This is a genomic window from Pseudomonas sp. W5-36 (assembly GCF_046540455.1).
GTDB classification, from domain to species: domain Bacteria; phylum Pseudomonadota; class Gammaproteobacteria; order Pseudomonadales; family Pseudomonadaceae; genus Aquipseudomonas; species Aquipseudomonas graminis_B.
On the sequence record NZ_JAXCIQ010000002.1, the window covers coordinates 507,576 to 522,871 of the forward strand.

Genomic DNA, 15,296 nt, shown 5'->3' on the forward strand with positions numbered 1-15,296 from the left:
GCTGGCTTTTTTATAAGCCCGCATGGGCAGCGATGGCGGCGGCGATGGCCAGGGCCAGCTCTTCGGGTTTGCGCTTGATCGAGTAATTGGTCAGCTCAGGATGGCTCTCAACGAAGCTGGTGTTGAACTGACCGCTGCGGAATTCCGGGTTGCGCAGGATTTCCTGGTAATACGCGGCCGTGGTTTTCACCCCTTGCAGACGCATGTCGTCCAGCGCGCGCAAGCCGCGGTCCATCGCCTCTTCCCAGGTCAGCGCCCAGACGATCAGCTTCAGGCACATGGAGTCGTAATACGGCGGAATGGTGTAGCCGGTGTAGATCGCCGTGTCGGTGCGCACGCCGGGGCCGCCGGGCGCGTAATAACGGGTGATCTTGCCGAAGCTCGGCAGAAAGTTGTTCTTCGGGTCTTCCGCGTTGATGCGGAACTGCAACGCGAAACCGCGATGGATGATGTCTTCCTGCTTGACCGACAGTGGCAGCCCCGACGCAATGCGGATCTGCTCCCGCACGATGTCGATCCCGGTGATTTCCTCGGTGATCGTGTGCTCGACCTGTACGCGGGTGTTCATTTCCATGAAGTACACCTCGCCCTCGGCCAGCAAGAACTCCACGGTGCCGGCGTTCTCGTAGCCCACAGCCTTGGCGGCCCGCACGGACAGGTCGCCGATGTAGGCGCGCTGTTCCGGCGTCAGTTGCGGGCTTGGGGCGATTTCGATGAGCTTCTGGTTGCGGCGCTGGATCGAGCAATCACGCTCGAACAGGTGCACGACATTGCCGAAGCTGTCGCCGAGGATCTGCGCTTCGATGTGCTTGGGATTGACGATGCACTTTTCGAGAAAAACTTCAGCCTTGCCGAACGCCTTGGTGGCCTCGGAAATGACCCGGGGGAACGCCTGCTCCAGTTCTTCCCGGCTGTTGCAGCGACGAATGCCGCGACCGCCGCCGCCGGAAGTGGCCTTGAGCATGACGGGGTAACCGATGCGATCGCCTTCGACCAGTGCTTCGGCGATGTCGGCCACATTGCCCTCCGTGCCGGGCGTCACCGGTACGCCGGCCTTGATCATGCTGCGGCGGGCCTCGGTTTTGTCGCCCATGCGGCGGATCACTTCAGCGGACGGGCCGATGAACTTGATACCCCGTTCGGCGCAGATATCCGCCAGCTCTGCGTTTTCCGACAGAAACCCGTAACCGGGGTGCAATGCGTCGCAGCCGGTTTCAACGGCGAGATTCACCAGCTTGCGAGGGTTCAGATAGCCTTCGAGGGGCTCCGAGCCGATGCCGTAGGCTTCGTCGGCACGCTTGACGTGCAGCGCGTGACGGTCCGCATCGGAATAGATCGCCACCGAGCGGATGCCCATTTCGGCGCAGGCGCGCACGATTCGGACAGCAATTTCCCCACGGTTGGCGATCAGGATTTTTCTTATCACTGGTATCTCCTCGACCGATTAGCAGACGGACCAGATGACTGGCCGATACCGCGCGACATTCCGTAACTGCATGTTGCTCGCAGGTGAAGCCACCCTATGACGAATCAGCAATTAACAAAAATGAGTAAATATTGGGTGAACCATAAGTAAAACCTTATAGTTGCCAGTATCAGTTAGCCGATTAAGGGCAGAAGGATGCGTAAGTCACTGATGCGCATGACATTGCGTCAATTGCGCATCTTCAACGAGGTCTGTGATTTGCGTTCTTACAGTCGAGCGGCTGAGGAAATGTCACTGACCCAGCCGGCGGTGAGCCTGCAGATTCGTCAGTTGGAAGAGTTGGTCGGCCAGCCGCTGTTCGAATACGTGGGTAAAAAGCTCTATCTCACGGAGGCCGCCGAGGCGCTGCAGCTCGCCAGTCGCGACATTTTCGGTCGGCTGGAGAACCTCGACATGCAGCTGTCCGACATGCAGGGCTCGCTGCAGGGGCAGCTCAAACTGGCGATCGAATCCAGTGCCAAGTATTTCGTCCCCCACCTGTTCGCAGCCTTCAAGCGCAAATACCCGGATGTGATGCTCAACCTCACGGTCGTCAATCGGGCGCAGGTGATTCGGCGACTCTCGGATAACCGCGATGATCTGGTGGTGATGTCGATGGTCCCCCAGGACATGGGGCTGGAGTTCTTGCCCTTTCTGAATAACCCGATTGTGGCCGTCGCGCCGCCGGATCATCCGTTGACCTTGCTCGCCAATCCGACGCTGAAGGACCTGGAGGCAGCAACGCTGGTGGTCCGCGAACAGGGCTCAGGGACGCGCAAGGCCTGCGAGGAGTATTTCAAGGAGAAACGCGTTCACTTCGAGCACACGCTGGAGGTGTCCTCGGCGGAAGCGCAGCGTGAATGCGTGGTGGCGGGGCTCGGCGTCGCACTGCTGACGCGCCATGCACTGAGCCTGGAACTTGCCACTGGCACGCTGATTGAGCTGCCAGTGGCCGAATTGCCGCTGTACCGAAGCTGGTGCGTCGTACAGGCACGGGACAAACGTCTGTCGCCGGTGGCTCACGCGTTCCTGTCATTCATTCGGACAGAGCGTACGCAGATCAGCGAGCTGGTCGCGCGCTTTGATGGCCACCTTCCGAAGCGCTAGCGCTCTGCCAGAAGTGGGCGCTGGCGCTGTCCAGGTAGCTCGAGAGTTCCTGGTTCAGGCGACGCTCTTCGGAATGGCTTTCGATCGCACGCCGGAACGCCATGCGGCGCTGGTCTTCCTGCTGACGGCGGGTCTTGGTGCTGGAGGTGCTGTGCTGCTGCGAGTCATCGTAGTGCCGAGGCATATCCTGTCTCCCATTCGTGTGCGGGAGTACAGAGTGGCGGGATGCGGTGACGATCAGACGTCGGAAGCGTTACAGCTTGGTGAAGGTTTCAGCATTGCGCCGGTTCAGCTCAATCTTCGGACGATTTGATCGATTTCGGCGACAACCGCAGGCTGCGCAAGCTGCGCTTCACGCTTTTCAGGTGGTTGACCAGGCTCGGACCGCGCGCCATCGCGACGCCCATCGCCAGGACATCGATGACCACCAAGTGCGCGATACGTGAGGTCAACGGCGTGTAGATTTCGGTGTCTTCGTGCACGTCAATGGCGAGATTGACCGTGGACAGCTCGGCCAATGGCGTCTGACTCGGGCACAGGGTGATCAGGTTGGCGCCGCTTTCGCGCACCAGATTGGCCGTGATCAGCAGGTCCTTGGAGCGACCGGACTGCGAGATACACACCGCGACGTCAGTGGGCTTGAGCGTCACAGCCGACATCGCCTGCATGTGCGGATCGGAGTAGGACGCTGCCGTCAGTAACAGACGGAAGAATTTGTGCTGGGCGTCAGCCGCAACCGCACCCGATGCGCCGAAACCGTAGAACTCGACCCGATGCGCCGCCGCCATGACCGTCACCGCTGCCTGCAAGGCATGGGGGTCGAGCTTTTCGCGCACTTCTATCAGCGTGTGCAGCGTGGTGTCGAAAATCTTCAGGCTGTAATCGGCGACGGAATCGTCTTCGTGGATAGCGAACTGCCCAAAGCTCGCGCCGGCGGCGAGGCTTTGCGCCAGCTTGAGTTTCAGATCCTGAAACCCGGTGCAGCCAATGGCGCGGCAGAAACGCACGATGGTTGGCTCACTGATCCCGACCGCATGCGCCAGGTCGGCCATGGAGCTGTGCATCACGGCCGCCGGATCGAGCAGCACGTGATCGGCTACTTTCAGCTCCGACTTGCGCAAGAGATGGCGTGACTGGGCGATGTGCTGCAACAGATTCAAAGGACAGGACTCAAGTGAAGGATGGGCCGGGCTGTAGCTTTCTTGTAGTTATACTACATGACCTGCAAACCGCACAGTTAAACGATCTTCCCGTGGTCAACCGATCGGTGTTGAGGGTCAGGTCGCTTTGTAGTGTAGGGCTTTTCGTACAGGACTCCAGGCTTCAGCCAGACAACTGCGCAGGATGCCGCCCATGACGCTGGCCTCCACCGGGCGACTGATCAAGTAGCCTTGAACCTCGTCGCAACCATGAGCCCTGAGAAACTCCAGTTGCTCGCAATCTTCCACGCCCTCGGCCACAACCCTGAGGTCAAGACTGTGGGCCATCGCAATGATTGCCCGTGTAATCGCCGCGTCTTCCGCCCCTTCGTTCAAGCCGCGGATGAAGGCTTGGTCGATCTTCACGCAATGCACTGGAAATCGCTTCAGATAGCTCAACGATGAATAGCCGGTGCCGAAATCGTCGATGGCCAATTTCACGCCGAGTGCGCGCAGTTGCTGGAACGTGGTGATGATGTGCTCGACGCTCTCCAGCAATTGACTCTCGGTGAGCTCAAGCTCCAGGTATTCCGGCTTGAGCCCGGTTTCTTCCAGCACTTGCCGCACGAGGCTGACCAGCTTTCCCTGGCGCATCTGGTGCACCGAGAGATTGACTGACACCCTGATCGGCGCGAGGCCCTCCCGCTGCCATTCGCAGGCCTGGTGGCAGGCTTTGCGCAGCACGAACTCCCCGATGTTGGCGATCAGGCCGGTCTCCTCCGCCAGTCCGATGAACTCGCCGGGCGAAATCAGACCGCGCTCGGGATGACGCCAGCGCACCAGCGCTTCTGCCGAGTTCAGGCGACCGCTTTCCAGCTCCAGCTTAGGCTGATAAAAAACCTCCAGTTGCCCTTCTGCAATGGCGCGACGCAGCTGGATCTCCAGCTGCAAGCGACCGGGCGTGCCCGCCTCAAGGCTTTCGGTGTAGAACTGAAAATTGTCGCCGCCCAGGTGCTTGGCATGCTGCATGGCCATGTTCGCCTGGCTGACCAGCGCGGCGATGTCTCGAGCGGAACCCGGCAGCAACGCAATGCCGATAGAGGCACTGACCACCAGCTCATGGCCGGACACCGATATCGGCGAGCGCAGCTTGGCCAGCAGACGCGTCGTGATCCGCGCCATTGTGGTCAGGTTGCCGTGGCTGTCGAATAGCACGGCAAACTCGTCCGCCGACAAACGCGCGACGGTATCGGCGTCCGCTACGTGGGCGTTCAGCCGGCGCGCGACGAGGCGCAGCAACTGGTCAGCGATGTCGTGACCCAAGCTGTCATTGAGCAATTTGAAGCGATCAAGGTTGATGTGCAGCAGGGCCAGCGTTCGCCCGCCATGACGCGCACGCTGATTGGCCTCGCGCAGCCGCTCGTTGAACAACGCCCGATTGGCCAGGCCGGTCAGCTCATCGTAATGGGTCAGATAGCGTGTACGCTCTTCGTACTGGCGCGTCAGCTCGCGATTCAGCTCGTCACTTTTGGCCTGGGCCTGTTGAAGGTGCTCGATGAGCGCCACGTTCTGAAACCGCCGGATCAGGCCCCGCTCGATCAAACGGTTGACCTGCGCGGCCACCACGATCAGCGCCAGCAGCAGAATCAGGCCGAGCCAGCCCCAGCCATGGCATTGTGGGTCGCCGGTCCAGAACAGATAGAAGATGGGCGGCAGCAGGCACGGCAGCGTGAAGGTGAGGAATGCCGGAATGCTCACCGCATAGGCCACACTGGCAGACAGCGTCGCGGCGCCGATCAGGCCGAACACCCAGGCCTGTTGCGACAGGCTTTGCGCGGGCATCAGCACCAGCGCGGCGCTGGACAAAGTGAAACCGCTGACACAGGCGCCGGCCAGAAACATGCGATTCCAGATTGGCTGTGAACGACGATCCATTGATGCCGACCTGAACGCTGCGACCTGCAGCACGCGCAGACTGACCAGCGCTGACAGCCATCCCAGCCAGACGCCAACCAGCACGTAACGCTCGGGGCTCCAGAGCAGCCATGCGCAGAGCAAACCATTGATGAACATGAACAGGGTCGGCAGGAGCGATCCCTGATAGAGAAGGCGGGTGCGCTCGGCGGCAAGCTGGGTCGCGAACTGCTTGCAGATGACACGGCGTGTCGCCACGGAGTCGGCCGGGGCTTCGGAGCTTAAGGTCATGGCGTTTCTTATAATTGGTGGCCTTGAACGTTCGCGGAGGATACACAAGGGACCGTCGAGACCAAACAGTCATCAATTAAAATCTACAGACGGCAAAATGCGACCGACAACATCACGACCGGCCAGCGTTAGGGTTTGCCCATGCCCTCACGGCACCCTAGAATGCCCCGATGCGCGATGACCTCTCCCTTCTGCTTAACTCCCTCAACGATGCCCAACGCCAGGCCGTAGCTGCCTCCGTGGGTCGTCAGTTGGTCCTGGCCGGCGCTGGTTCCGGCAAAACCCGTGTGCTGGTGCACCGTATCGCCTGGTTGATCCAGGTCGAGAACGCCTCGCCGCACTCGATCCTGTCGGTGACGTTCACCAACAAGGCCGCTGCCGAGATGCGCCATCGCATCGAGCAACTGATGGGTATCAACCCGGCCGGCATGTGGGTGGGCACCTTCCACGGCCTGGCGCACCGTCTGCTGCGGGCGCACTGGCAGGAAGCGGGTCTGAACCAGAGCTTCCAGATCCTCGACAGCGATGACCAGCAACGACTGGTCAAGCGCGTCATGCGCGAGCTGAATCTGGATGAGCAGCGCTGGCCGGCACGGCAGGCGCAGTGGTTCATCAACGGGCAGAAGGACGAAGGGCTGCGTCCCAAACACATTCAAGCCTCGGGCGATCTCTTTCTGACGACCATGAAGTCGGTCTACGAGGCCTATGAAGCGGCCTGTCAGCGCGCCGGCGTTATCGACTTCTCCGAGCTGCTGCTTCGCGCGCTGGACCTGTGGCGCGATAACCCGAGCCTGCTTGCGCACTATCAGCGCCGTTTCCGTCACGTGCTGGTGGACGAATTCCAGGACACCAACGCCGTTCAATACGCCTGGCTGCGCCTGCTCGCCCAGGGTGGCGACAGCCTGATGGTGGTCGGCGACGACGACCAGTCCATCTATGGCTGGCGCGGGGCGAAGATCGAGAATATTCATCAGTATTCCGAAGATTTCCCCGACACCGAGACCATTCGCCTGGAGCAGAACTACCGCTCCACCGCGAGCATCCTCAAGGCCGCCAACGGCTTGATCGTCAACAACACAGGGCGTCTGGGCAAAGAGCTGTGGACGGACGTCGGTGATGGCGAGCTGATCAATCTCTATGCCGCGTTCAACGAACACGACGAAGCGCGCTACGTGGTCGAGACCATCGAAAGCGCAATCAAGACCGGTCTGGCGCGCAGCGATATCGCCATTCTGTATCGCTCCAACGCCCAGTCGCGGGTCCTCGAAGAGGCCTTGCTGCGCGAGCGCATCCCGTACCGTATCTACGGCGGCCAGCGATTCTTCGAGCGCGCCGAAATCAAGAACGCCATGGCGTATATGCGTCTGCTGGACGGGCGTGGTAATGATTCGGCGCTGGAGCGGGTCATCAACGTCCCGCCCCGCGGTATTGGCGAGAAAACCGTCGAAGCGATTCGCGAGCATGCGCGCCATGCCGACGTTTCCATGTGGGAAGCCATGCGCCTGCTGGTCGCCAACAAAGGCTTGACCGGTCGTGCAGCGGGCGCGCTGGGCGCGTTCATCGAACTGATCGAAAACCTCGCCGCCAAGGCTGCGGACATGCCGCTGCATCTGATGACCCAAACGGTGATCGAGCAGTCCGGCCTGATCACGTACCACAAGGAAGAGAAAGGCGAGAAAGGCCAGGCCCGGGTGGAAAACCTTGAGGAACTGGTCAGCGCCGCGCGCGCCTTCGAGAACAGCGACGAAGAGGAAGACCTGACGCCACTGGCTGCCTTCCTCGGCCATGCCTCGCTGGAGGCCGGCGATACGCAGGCGGACGAGCACGAAGACAGCATTCAGCTGATGACGCTGCACAGCGCCAAAGGTCTGGAGTTTCCGTACGTGTTCCTGGTGGGAATGGAAGAAGGCCTGTTTCCACACAAGATGAGCCTGGAAGAGCCGGGGCGTCTGGAAGAAGAGCGTCGCCTGGCTTACGTGGGCATCACCCGCGCCATGCAGCATCTGGTGATGACCTACGCAGAAACCCGACGCTTGTACGGAAGCGAAACCTACAACAAGGTCTCGCGCTTCGTCCGGGAGGTGCCGGCCAATCTGATTCAGGAAGTGCGGTTGTCCAACAGCGTGACCCGGCCGTTCGGCGGTTCCAAAACCATGGCCCCGAGCCGCTTGTTCGATGGCGAAGCCATTCCGCAGAGCCAGTTCTCCCTGGGTCAGCACGTGCAGCACGCGGTGTTTGGTGAAGGCGTGATCCTCAACTTCGAGGGTTCAGGCGCTCAGGCACGGGTCCAGGTGAATTTCTCGGAAGGCAGCAAGTGGCTGATGCTGGGGTACGCGAAGCTCGAGCCGGTGTGATCGGCAACTGCCGATGCGTTGATGCCCCACTTGCATTCCCACATCCACCCCCCATCTTTCCTACAGAACTTTCTTCACCTGCCTACAACCCAAGTGGGACAGGCAGGTGAGGATCCACGCAAAAGCCGGAAACATATGGCCGCTGGTCATCCCCATGTGTCCTGTGCAACATGGCGCGCGTGCAATCCACAAACGGGAATTCCCTTATGCAACGTTTTCTTAGCATCGCTCTGGCAATGATTATCGGGCTCACCATGAGCCTCGATGTCAACGCTGCGCGTTTCGGTGGTGGCAAGAGCATGGGCTCGGCGCCAAGTCACCAGGCGCGTCAAACAGCTCCTTCTACTCCTGCCGCAGCACCTAATGCCGCCGGCCGTCCTGCGCCTGCTGCGGGCGGTGCTTCCAAATGGCTGGGCCCATTGGCGGGTCTCGCCGCCGGTGGTCTTCTGGCCTCCATGTTCATGGGCGGTGGCTTCCAGGGCATGCAGTTCTTCGACATTCTGATCATGGCGATCATCGCCTTCGTGATCTTCCGCTTCATCGCGGCGCGTCGACGCAAACAGCAGCCACAGATGGCTCCCGCCGGTGCTCCTTACCAGCGTGAAACCTTCGAACAGCCACAACCGGCCCAGAACTCGATCTTCGGCGGTTCCGCTCCAGCAGCGGCAGCCCGTCCGGTGATCAACGCACCTGCCTGGTTCAACGAAGAACGCTTCATCGAGGCTGCGCGCAGCCACTTCCAGTCGCTGCAACAGCACTGGGACGCGAACGAGATGGACAAGATCTCCGAGTTCGTGACCCCGCAGATGCTGCAGTTCCTGAAGAAGGAACGCGCCGATCTGGGCGACGGTTTCCAGTCCACCTTCATCGACAACCTCAACGTGCAACTTGACGGTCTGGACGATCGTGCCGACAAGACGATTGCCACGCTGACATTCAACGGTGTGTCGAAAACGTCGCGCTTCGACCAGGGCGAGGTCTTCAGCGAAAGCTGGAACATGGAACGCGCTCAGGGTGACAACCAGCCTTGGCTGGTGGCAGGTATCCGCCAGAACGGCTAATACCGCTGAGCTGCTTCAAATGAACCCCGGACTTGTTCCGGGGTTCTGTTTTTAGAGAAGCCAAGTTAATTTGGCGATGCCTTTGAGCTACTGTATAACCCGCGCAAATCGTTAGAGGATCCACGTCGTGGAAGAAGTCATTGAACAACTCCGTGAAGCCAATGAACCGGTCCCTGTCCCGCTTGAGCTGCCTGATGAAGATCAACTGGTCGAGGTTGAGGAGCAACTGTTCATCAATATCCCCTTCGTCTTCAAAGAGTTCTTGCTGACCGTCAGCGACGTGGTCTACGGCAGCCTTGAGCCCGTCACCGTCACTGACCCGGGCTCGCACACGTACCTGCCGGAAGTGGCGGCGACCGCGTGGGACATCGGCGTGCCGCGCGAGCTGATCCCGATCTGTCAGGACGGCGAGGATTACTACTGCGTTGAAGAAGACGGCACTGTGGTGCTGTGGTCTGGCGAAGAAGAACTGGTCACCGAAGAAAGCTGGGAATCCGTCTGGCACTGGGCGCGCGACGTCTGGCTGGAAAGCTGAGAAGCACAGCCGCCCTCCTCAATCAGCCTTGAGGCACGAACCTCAAGGCTGATTCAGCGCTCATGACTCAGGGTGATTGCCCAAGGTTTCAAGCAACGCGATCTGCATGCGCGTATGCACCCGGATGAACCAGCGCCACAGCACGGCAGCCACCAAGGCCGCCACGACCACAATCAGCATCAGCCATTCGCGCGTCGGCAGCATGCTGGATGACAGCAATGCGATCAGCAGAAAAATCACCATCAATGACAGCAGCGGGATCACTTCGGCGATCACCCGACGCACACGCGCGGTGTGCCTGCCCGCCATCTCCGGCTTCACGCTCATCTCTGCCAGCAGCATGGACAGCGCCTTGAGCTTGCGATAAGCCGCGATCAGGAACGGCAGGGAAAGCAGCAAGCACCCACCCCAGATCCAGGCTTTTTGCTGCCCGACATCGCTGACCCAATCGCTGAAATAGACGCCAATACGCTCCGCGAAGAATGCGCCGGTGAAGAAGATGGCGATCACCAAAGCCAGATTGATCCCGACTTGCAGCAGGATCCTGCGGATCATCGCTGCCAGCACGGCGCCTTGCCCCTGCGGCTGAATGCTGCGCAACCACTCTCCGTACAGGCCAAACACCCGCGCCATGCGTGCAGGAACAATAGCGCCCAGTGTGTGGGACAACGGGTCTGCTGCCCGGATGAGGTAAGGCGTCAAGAGCGTCGTTATGGCAGACACCGCCACGGCGACCGGGTAAAGAAAATCGCTGGTAACCTGCAGCGTCATCCCCAGCGCTGCGATGATGAAGGAAAATTCGCCAATCTGTGACAGCCCCATGCCCACCCGCAGCGAGGTCTTGCCATCATTGCCCGCGATAAAAGCACCCAGCCCGCAGGAAATCATCTTGCCCAGCACCACGGCAACGGTGATCACGGCGATGGGCCCGGCGTAATCGAGCAGGATTTTCGGATCGATCATCAAGCCGATTGCGACGAAAAAGATCGCGCTGAACATGTCACGGATGGGCTCGACCAGGTGCTCGATTTTCGCCAGTTGCCTGGATTCAGCCATGATCGCGCCGATGAGAAACGCCCCCAGCACCATGCTGTATTCGAGTTTGACCACCAGCAGGCAAAACCCGAAGCACAAGCCCAGCACCGTGATCAGCAGCATCTCGTTGCTGTCGAATTTCGCCACATAAGCCAGCACTCGCGGCACAACCAGAATGCCGATGACCAGCGCGACGATCATGAACAGCGACAGTTTGCCGACCGTGGAAAAAACTTCGCCGGAGCTGACCGTGCCGCTCACGGCGATGCCCGATAACAGCGCGATGATGCCAATGCCGAGGATGTCTTCGACGATGAGCACGCCGAAGATCAGCTGGGCGAAGCGCCGGTTTTTCATCTTTAGGTCGTTGAGCGCTTTGACGATGATGGTGGTGGACGAGATCGCCAGAATGGCACCGAGGAACAGTGAATCCATGGTATTCCAGGCGAAGAACTGGCCGATTTCGTAACCGATCCAGATCATCAGCATGATTTCGAGAAACGCGGCGATAAACGCCGTCGCACCCACCTTGAACAGTTTGCGCAGGCTGAATTCCAGGCCAAGACAAAACATCAGAAAGATTACGCCGAGTTCGGCGAGGGTCTTGATGGTGTCTTCGTCGTGGATGAGGCCAAAAGGCGGGGTGTGCGGGCCGATGATAAAGCCGGCGACAATGTAGCCGAGTACGACGGGTTGCTTGAGCCGATGAAACACCACCGTTACGACGCCAGCGACGAGCATGATCACAGCCAGGTCTTGAATGAAACTGATGGCATGCATGGGCGCTGCTCCTGCTGGCAATCGGTGAAATATGCGTATCTGCCTGAAAGAGGGACGACTGCTGTACGAAAACTCGCCAACGAGGTCCGATTATTCTGACTGAGACGCAGGATTTACCCCATCCAAGGGCTTCCGCAGGTTAACACCGCACAAAAGCGCGAGAAGCCAGTGCAATATATGGAAACAGATGGGTGCAGGGCGTGACGGCGGAGCGGCCGTTGGCGTCCCGGTATCGATGGTTTTGTAGCCAATCTGCAATTCGAGCACCTGAGCAAGGTGCCTTCTGACCCTTTTAGACCGTGAGCACGCTATGGAACCCGGAAACGCCCAGCTGTCGATGACTGTATTGATGACCCCGGACATGGCCAACTTCTCCGGCAACGTGCACGGCGGGACGCTGCTGAAGTACCTCGATGAAGTGGCTTACGCGTGCGCGAGCCGTTATGCGGGACGCTATGTCGTGACGCTGTCGGTGGATCAGGTGATTTTCCGTGAGCCGATTCACGTCGGCGAGCTGGTCACGTTCCTGGCATCGGTCAACTACACCGGCAATACGTCCATGGAAGTAGGCATCAAGGTGGTGACCGAAAACATCCGCGAACGCTCGGTTCGTCACACCAACAGTTGCTTCTTCACCATGGTGGCGGTGGACGACCAGCGCAAACCTGCCGGCGTACCGCCGCTGACACCGACCAACAGCGAAGACAAGCGCCGTTACGTGCAGGCACAACAACGCCGCCAGATCCGTCAGGAACTGGAGAAGCGTTATCGTGAAATCAAGGATGAGCCCGTTTAAGCCAGCGCCGGGATTCGCTCTACAACCGGACGGCTTCGAACTTGACGCGCGGGTGAGCGATTCGGTCCTGCGCGCGCACCAGCTCCAGCTCGTAGCTGCCGCAGGCCTGGGTTTCCAGCAGCACCTCATGCACTGCTGAGGCCGCGAATTCGAAGGCGCTGCGCAGGTCGTCACCCAGCAGAATCCGCGACAGAAACAGCCCGGACGTCAGATCTCCCACACCCACTGGCTGTCGAGGGAATGCCAGGAGCGGCCGGCGCAGGTGCCAGGTTTCGTCCTCGGTCACCAGCAGCATTTCAAAGCCGTCCGCAGGTTTCCCCGGGTAGGCCAGGTGCTTGACGACCACCGCCTTCGGACCTCGGGCCAGCAACGCCCGCGCCATGGCCACGCAGTCGAGCAACGATTCGGGTTTGCGGCCGGAGAAGCTGTCCAGCTCCAGCTGATTGGGGCACAGAAAGTCGGCGACTGCAGCGGCCTCGTCCAGCAGGAAATCGCTGACCTCTTGGGGCACGATGCAACCCTTCTCCGGGTGCCCCATCACCGGATCACACAGATACAGCGCGCGCGGGTTGGCACGTTTGATCTGCGCAACGGCGCTCAGAATCGCCCGCCCCTGCGCTGCGCTGCCCAGATAACCCGACAGCACCGCGTCGCAATTCCCCAACTCGCCTATCGCGGCAATCCCCTCGACCAGCGCCGGAATCTGCTGCGGCGCCAGGACTTCCCCCGCCCAGTGGCCATACTGGGTGTGGTTGGAGAACTGAACGGTATTCAACGGCCAGACATTGATGCCGATACGCTGCATAGGGAACACGGCTGCGCTGTTGCCGGCGTGACCAAACACGACGTGCGACTGGATGGCGAGTAGATGGGGCGTGCGTTTCATGACAGGTTCCTGAGACCGGGAAAGCACAGTAGTGGCGATGCCGGACGAAGTGAAGCGAAATTAAACTTTCGGGCTATGGCTGTCTGTCACCCGACGCAGTTAAGCTGCAAGTCTTCTGTTGGAGTTCCTTTTCCATGCTGACCCTGGGCAACATTTTCGTCCTCATGCTGCTGGCGACCGCCGGCGCCTGGCTGTGGCACGCCCATGGCCTGCGTGAACGGGCGCTCGAACGCGTCAAACAGCACTGCGCCAAACTTGAGCTCGAACTGCTCGACGGCAACGTCGCGCTGAAGAAACTCGCTTTCAAGCGCGACAATGAGGGCCGCAAGCGCCTGGCACGGGTGTATAACTTCGAGTTCACCGTCACCGGTGAACATCGGCATCCCGGCACGATCACCATGTTTGGTGCCCATGCGGCGCAGATCGAACTGGCGCCCTACCCGTTCGAGATCAAAGACCCCAAGCCCACGGCCGAAATTATCCAGCTGAGCCAGTGGCGTCAGGAACACAACAAGTGGAAACAGTGATCCGCTGTGGATAACTCGCTTTAAAGCAGACAGGCCGCCAGTGCTGTCTGCAAAGCGGCCTCGTCCTGGGGCTTCTCGAAGATCAGCTCAAGGCGAGAGTCTCTGCGCCACTCACTCGACGTCCATTCCAGCGAACTCCCGTTTAGCGCATTGCCTGAGATCCACCCCTTCTCGCTGTGGATAACCAGCTTGGCGCGCCGCCAGCCCAAGGGTTGCAGCCAGCCTTGCACCTTTGCCGCATCGAATACCCGCTCAGGGTGCCAGCGCCACCCAATGCTCCAGCCCTCCGCCTGTTGCTGGCTCAGGCACACCGGCGCCATCGGGTCCGACCACGTTGCGGGGAGTTGCGCCAATGACCGAGGGATGGCCGGATTGTCAGAGCCAGCGTGAGCGTTGACGTCGATGCCGGGCAACGCATTCAGAGACAACGCGCCGTGATCAGTCCAGCGCAGCGGCCGAACAGGCAGTCCATCTGTAATCGCCGTTCGCGTCGACGCGTCCAGTCCATCAGACTTGTTCAACACCAACAGGCCCGCCTGCGCCAGGGCGTCTTGCTGGGTGTCAGGCAGCGTTTTGCCCTGGGCGAGCGCCTGGGCGTCGAGCACCATGACACTGGGCCGGATCGCCAGCACGCCGATCCAGGGCGCTTCATGTAGTTGCTTGATCAACTGAACCGGATGCCCCAGCCCGGAGGGCTCGATGAGCAGGCGGTCCGGTTTGGCCTTGCGCAACAACCGGCCGAGCCCCACCTGAAAAGGCGCGCCGTTGACGCAGCACAGGCAACCGCCAGCCACCTCACCAAGTGCGATACCATCGTCGCCGGTCGTCAGCAGTGCCGCATCCAGGCCTATCTGGCCGAACTCATTGATCAGCACAGCCCAGCGCTCGTGCGCAGGTTTCTGCTCGAGAAGATGCCTGATCAGGCTCGTCTTGCCAGCACCTAAAGGGCCTGCAATGACATGAGTGGGGATGTTCTGCAGCATGTCGGCCATTCTTGAGTTCGCTCCTGAAGTGAGCGCTGACGGAGGTAATTGATGCGAATAATCAGGCTGCCCATGGGGCTGGCGTGGGCGCTGCTGGCGATGACGTCGGCGCAGGTCTGGGCCGAGTCGTGCGTTGTACGCAGCCAAGGCGAGCGAGTGGACGTCAAAGTCTGTCAGGAAAACCTGAACATTCCGCCAGACCTGTTCCATGACGGCTTCTGCAAACCCCAGCTCAAGGATCAGAAAACCGAGGTCACGTATTCGGAACAGTGCCCCTCCGGTTCATTTGGCCAGTGCAGCAACGCGCAGGTGGCCAATATGCCTTATCGGCAGAACATTCACTATTACGGCGTGGCCAGCGACGCGGCGTTTCTCAAACCGTTCTGCGAGCAGCAGAGCAAAGGCATCTGGAAAACGCAGTAA

At 60.2% G+C, this 15,296-nt stretch carries 14 protein-coding genes; 7 read left to right on the plus strand and 7 right to left on the minus strand.

Going from position 1 to position 15,296, the window contains the following annotated elements; all coding sequences use genetic code 11:
* Positions 1-10 precede the first annotated feature (10 nt).
* Positions 11-1,426, minus strand: a complete 1,416-nt coding sequence (locus SLW74_RS05295; protein WP_065988155.1) for an acetyl-CoA carboxylase biotin carboxylase subunit — start codon at positions 1,424-1,426, stop codon at positions 11-13.
* A gap of 195 nt (positions 1,427-1,621) precedes the next feature.
* On the opposite strand from SLW74_RS05295, the gene SLW74_RS05300 reads away from it, so the two are divergent.
* Complete coding sequence (locus SLW74_RS05300) at positions 1,622-2,572, plus strand: LysR family transcriptional regulator (RefSeq protein ID WP_410928322.1); 951 nt, start codon at positions 1,622-1,624, stop codon at positions 2,570-2,572.
* Here SLW74_RS05300 and SLW74_RS05305 read toward each other — a convergent pair.
* From SLW74_RS05305 to SLW74_RS05315, 3 genes are all read right to left on the minus strand, one after another.
* Complete coding sequence (locus SLW74_RS05305; protein ID WP_065988149.1) at positions 2,526-2,756, minus strand: PA3496 family putative envelope integrity protein; 231 nt, start codon at positions 2,754-2,756, stop codon at positions 2,526-2,528. The two genes, SLW74_RS05300 and SLW74_RS05305, sit on opposite strands and share 47 nt — an antisense overlap.
* Positions 2,757-2,865: 109 nt before the next feature.
* Positions 2,866-3,732, minus strand: a complete 867-nt coding sequence (gene hexR, locus SLW74_RS05310; RefSeq protein WP_065988147.1) for a transcriptional regulator HexR — start codon at positions 3,730-3,732, stop codon at positions 2,866-2,868.
* A 117-nt stretch (positions 3,733-3,849) separates the two neighbouring features.
* The gene (locus SLW74_RS05315; protein ID WP_410928360.1) at positions 3,850-5,646 is read right to left on the minus strand and encodes a putative bifunctional diguanylate cyclase/phosphodiesterase; all 1,797 of its coding nucleotides are present in this window, start codon (positions 5,644-5,646) and stop codon (positions 3,850-3,852) included.
* A gap of 440 nt (positions 5,647-6,086) precedes the next feature.
* Here SLW74_RS05315 and uvrD point away from each other — a divergent pair, with 440 nt between their 5' ends.
* From uvrD to SLW74_RS05330, 3 genes are all read left to right on the plus strand, one after another.
* A complete protein-coding gene (gene uvrD, locus SLW74_RS05320) occupies positions 6,087-8,270 on the plus strand; it encodes a DNA helicase II (RefSeq protein WP_065988144.1) in 2,184 nt (727 codons plus the stop codon).
* A 206-nt stretch (positions 8,271-8,476) separates the two neighbouring features.
* Entirely contained in the window at positions 8,477-9,331 is an 855-nt protein-coding gene (locus tag SLW74_RS05325; RefSeq protein WP_192130620.1) for a Tim44 domain-containing protein, read from the plus strand.
* 127 nt (positions 9,332-9,458) lie between these two features.
* On the plus strand, positions 9,459-9,866 hold the full coding sequence (locus SLW74_RS05330; protein ID WP_065988140.1) for an SMI1/KNR4 family protein: 408 nt from the start codon (positions 9,459-9,461) through the stop codon (positions 9,864-9,866).
* 60 nt (positions 9,867-9,926) lie between these two features.
* Here SLW74_RS05330 and SLW74_RS05335 read toward each other — a convergent pair whose 3' ends face one another.
* Entirely contained in the window at positions 9,927-11,681 is a 1,755-nt protein-coding gene (locus SLW74_RS05335) for a cation:proton antiporter (RefSeq protein ID WP_410928323.1), read from the minus strand.
* 310 nt (positions 11,682-11,991) lie between these two features.
* On the opposite strand from SLW74_RS05335, the gene SLW74_RS05340 reads away from it, so the two are divergent.
* Complete coding sequence (locus SLW74_RS05340; protein WP_065988133.1) at positions 11,992-12,477, plus strand: acyl-CoA thioesterase; 486 nt, start codon at positions 11,992-11,994, stop codon at positions 12,475-12,477.
* A 19-nt stretch (positions 12,478-12,496) separates the two neighbouring features.
* Here the strand turns inward: SLW74_RS05340 and pdxY are convergent, their stop codons facing one another.
* On the minus strand, positions 12,497-13,363 hold the full coding sequence (gene pdxY, locus SLW74_RS05345; RefSeq protein ID WP_410928324.1) for a pyridoxal kinase PdxY: 867 nt from the start codon (positions 13,361-13,363) through the stop codon (positions 12,497-12,499).
* A 134-nt stretch (positions 13,364-13,497) separates the two neighbouring features.
* Between pdxY and SLW74_RS05350 the strand changes: the two genes are divergently transcribed.
* The gene (locus SLW74_RS05350; RefSeq protein WP_192130617.1) at positions 13,498-13,890 is read left to right on the plus strand and encodes a DUF3301 domain-containing protein; all 393 of its coding nucleotides are present in this window, start codon (positions 13,498-13,500) and stop codon (positions 13,888-13,890) included.
* A gap of 20 nt (positions 13,891-13,910) precedes the next feature.
* Here SLW74_RS05350 and SLW74_RS05355 read toward each other — a convergent pair whose 3' ends face one another.
* Positions 13,911-14,873 (minus strand): CobW family GTP-binding protein, encoded by a 963-nt coding sequence (locus tag SLW74_RS05355; protein WP_410928361.1) that lies wholly within the window; start codon positions 14,871-14,873, stop codon positions 13,911-13,913.
* Between the two features lie 51 nt (positions 14,874-14,924).
* On the opposite strand from SLW74_RS05355, the gene SLW74_RS05360 reads away from it, so the two are divergent.
* Complete coding sequence (locus tag SLW74_RS05360) at positions 14,925-15,296, plus strand: NADH:ubiquinone oxidoreductase (protein WP_065988123.1); 372 nt, start codon at positions 14,925-14,927, stop codon at positions 15,294-15,296.

Coding starts and splice junctions, on each gene's coding strand:
- SLW74_RS05300 (WP_410928322.1), top strand. CDS start 1,622: ATGCGTAAGTCACTGATGCGCATGACATTGCGTCAATTGCGCATCTTC.
- SLW74_RS05305 (WP_065988149.1), bottom strand. CDS start 2,756: ATGCCTCGGCACTACGATGACTCGCAGCAGCACAGCACCTCCAGCACC.
- SLW74_RS05315 (WP_410928360.1), bottom strand. CDS start 5,646: ATGGATCGTCGTTCACAGCCAATCTGGAATCGCATGTTTCTGGCCGGC.
- uvrD (WP_065988144.1), top strand. CDS start 6,087: ATGCGCGATGACCTCTCCCTTCTGCTTAACTCCCTCAACGATGCCCAA.
- SLW74_RS05325 (WP_192130620.1), top strand. CDS start 8,477: ATGCAACGTTTTCTTAGCATCGCTCTGGCAATGATTATCGGGCTCACC.
- SLW74_RS05335 (WP_410928323.1), bottom strand. CDS start 11,681: ATGCATGCCATCAGTTTCATTCAAGACCTGGCTGTGATCATGCTCGTC.
- SLW74_RS05340 (WP_065988133.1), top strand. CDS start 11,992: ATGGAACCCGGAAACGCCCAGCTGTCGATGACTGTATTGATGACCCCG.
- pdxY (WP_410928324.1), bottom strand. CDS start 13,363: ATGAAACGCACGCCCCATCTACTCGCCATCCAGTCGCACGTCGTGTTT.
- SLW74_RS05350 (WP_192130617.1), top strand. CDS start 13,498: ATGCTGACCCTGGGCAACATTTTCGTCCTCATGCTGCTGGCGACCGCC.
- SLW74_RS05355 (WP_410928361.1), bottom strand. CDS start 14,873: ATGCTGCAGAACATCCCCACTCATGTCATTGCAGGCCCTTTAGGTGCT.
- SLW74_RS05360 (WP_065988123.1), top strand. CDS start 14,925: ATGCGAATAATCAGGCTGCCCATGGGGCTGGCGTGGGCGCTGCTGGCG.